The organism is Bartonella sp. MR168JLCBS (assembly GCF_042194175.1).
This window is the reverse complement of record NZ_JBHIMP010000038.1, coordinates 1-2,669: the sequence shown is the minus strand read 5'-3', so window position 1 is coordinate 2,669 and position 2,669 is coordinate 1. Positions and strand designations below refer to the sequence as shown.

Here is a 2,669-nt window from a genome sequence, read left to right as displayed (position 1 = left end):
CCAAAGGTTGATCCTTCTCTTGCAAAAATCGTTGTGCGTCACATTGACCAAACAGCTGAAAGCGATATGGCTTTTGCTACACGCCTTGCAGAAGAATATGATGCGGTAGCAAAGCCCGTTGATGGCAAACTTGTGCTTGCCAAACGGGGTGAAGGCAAAGCCATTACCGGTGAAACACTCCCTATTGTTGTTATTCATGAGAAACATTGCACCTCTTGGGATTTTAAATACAGTGCGCGGGATGAAGCAGGTGCAGCCAATGGCTTAGAAACGGATGTGGGAGACGACCAAAAAGCCGCTGCTGATGCACGAGAACCAGAAGAGATTGATGATGATGAAAACTTTATCCATATGGATGACAATGACAGAACAGCACCATCATCATCTGAATCGGAAAAAGCAGAAACAACACCTGAGAAAGAAGAGGAAGACAAAGAGAAAAAAGGCGGTGTTCTTGCAACCTATCATGATATCCGCAGTGGTGAAAAAAAAGAAGTCAAAGTTGGTAACCCACCGTTCCATGAACTCAAATACACCTACCATAACCAATCAGAGGCTGTTGCGGCCATTGCTGCTTATCGCAATAAATCATCACGCGGTAAGTCTTCTTTCTCATGTGATATCGGTGGTGATCCCTTTGTGCAAGCAGAAGCAAAGCTTGTTCAAGATCCCCCTTTCCGCCCCTATATTCCAGCAGAATAGCGCATCAAGAGCGTTAAGCACAAACTTGATAAAACGGGTGGTTACACCACAAAAATAGAGTGCGAACTTTTTGATAAAGCGCAAGAAGATGCGGCTGGAAACGTTGCAAACACAACACCAGACAAGGATGATACCCTTGATCCAAACGCCCCACCAAACGCATGTGACGAAGGCGAAGGCGTCATCCATATGGATGAGGAAGATACATGATAGGTTATAAACTAGATGTAGAGCCCCTCATTAAAAATGATTGCTTAAATACCTCCCTTCCCCATCTTTAAAGGTGGGGAGTGGAACTAAAGTTACACGTGTGGAACTGGTCGTTCAAGAGGCTGTACAGCCAAACGAAACCCCATGGTACGCAGTAAAGCATTCAAGCTGCGGAACTCTGGATTACCTTTTTCTGAAAGTGTACGGTAAAGTTGTGTTGGGTTCAAGTTGGCTGCTTTAGCTACAGCTTGAACACCACCATAAGCTTTGGCCATTTGGCGTAGAGTTACAAGCAGCTCACCCTGATCACCATCTGCTAGGATTGCATCAAGGGTAGCTGCTGCCAACTCAGGATCATCACGGAATATTTCTGCCATTGCATCATCATGGTTACGGTCTTTCATTTTTGCACTCCTTTAATCTTCACGGTTTTGCCAATCACGCCAGCAAGCACATGCACGAGTGATATCAGTCTCTTGTGTTTTTTTGCTGCCACCGCATAATAGCAACAATACGGTCTTTCCAGATTGGACATAATAAACTCGGTAGCCAGGACCAACATTAATACGCAATTCATGAACACCCTCACGAAGCGGCTTGAAATCGCCAAAGTTTCCCTGCTCTAAACGATTAAGGCGGCGAATAATTGCAGTTTTAGCCTGTATATCACGGAGCTTTCGCAGCCAATCAGCTATCAAGTCTTTGCCATCAGAAGTAAGGTAGTGACGTATTTCAAACATGATGTATATTCGTTTATAAACGAATATTTGTCAAGAGAGAAATTAAAAGTTGAGAAAAAATCTTCTTTTATTCCAATGAAAAAGCGACATGAAGCTTAACCAAGCTATCTTTCCGAATGAGAAAGATGTCAATTTTTTAATCCAGCTCTGCTTTTTGCGGAGCTTTTTTTATGGAGAATCATATGCGAAAAATATCATCAGAAGGACTAGCACTTATTAAACAATGGGAAGGTTTGCGTTTGAACGCCTATAAAGATGCCATTGGGGTGTGGACAATAGGTTATGGACATACAAACAGTGCTGGAAAGCCTTTTATTTACGAAGGCATGACAATCACTGAAAAGCAAGCAGAAGAACTTCTTTGCCAAGATTTAAGACAATTTGAAAATGTCGTTGAACGCGCTGTTACAGTTTCATTAACAGATGAACAATTCGCGGCGTTAGTGTCATTTTGCTATAATGTAGGAACAGGAGCCTTTTGTAACTCGACACTGTTAAAAAAACTCAATCAAGGTGAATATGAAGCTGTCCCTGCCGAGCTACAGAAATGGACCAAAGCAGGCGGGAAGCGTCTTGAAGGTCTAGCACACCGGCGTGCGGCAGAAACAGGCTTATGGGCAAAAGGGGCTTATGTTTCCTCCAATTATCAAACAGTAGAAACGCAAGCACCAACGGGGGTTTTCAAAGCAGAAGCTCTTGCACCGATTATTGGCTCTTTCTCAGGTCTTGGCGGCTTGTTAGCAGGAAATGGACCCATCCAATGGGCTTTGGCAACCATTATGATTTTAGCCGCATGTGCGGGCATTTTCTTTGTTGCTAAACGCTTTCAGGAGCACCGCCTATGATCTTATGGATGAAAAGAAATCTGATGCTAACAGGCGCGGCTTTAGCCGCTTTTTTTATGATTTTAGCAAGAGCTTTTACCCTTGGTAAAAAGAGTGAACAGCAAAAGCAAACGGAAAAAGCTTTAAAAGCAGCCACAACACGTCTGGAGGTGGAAAGTGAAGTTAATCAAAA

The 2,669-nt window shown here is 43.3% G+C and carries 3 protein-coding genes and 1 pseudogene; 2 read left to right on the top strand and 2 right to left on the bottom strand.

Annotated elements, in window-relative coordinates:
• Window positions 1-912, top strand: a pseudogene (locus ACFIK8_RS08825) (late control protein); the annotation flags it as partial.
• 92 nt (window positions 913-1,004) lie between these two features.
• On the opposite strand, the gene ACFIK8_RS08820 reads toward ACFIK8_RS08825, so the two are convergent.
• Together ACFIK8_RS08820 and ACFIK8_RS08815 are read right to left on the bottom strand one after the other, a co-directional pair.
• Window positions 1,005-1,316 carry a DNA-binding protein gene (locus tag ACFIK8_RS08820; protein ID WP_208439803.1) on the bottom strand — a complete coding sequence of 104 codons (312 nt, stop codon included), beginning with the start codon at window positions 1,314-1,316 and terminating at the stop codon, window positions 1,005-1,007.
• 12 nt (window positions 1,317-1,328) lie between these two features.
• A complete protein-coding gene (locus ACFIK8_RS08815; RefSeq protein ID WP_375632850.1) occupies window positions 1,329-1,652 on the bottom strand; it encodes a type II toxin-antitoxin system RelE/ParE family toxin in 324 nt (107 codons plus the stop codon).
• Window positions 1,653-1,834: 182 nt separating this feature from the next.
• Between ACFIK8_RS08815 and ACFIK8_RS08810 the strand changes: the two genes are divergently transcribed.
• Complete coding sequence (locus tag ACFIK8_RS08810; protein WP_375635917.1) at window positions 1,835-2,497, top strand: lysozyme; 663 nt, start codon at window positions 1,835-1,837, stop codon at window positions 2,495-2,497.
• The last annotated feature ends 172 nt before the right edge of the window (window positions 2,498-2,669 follow it).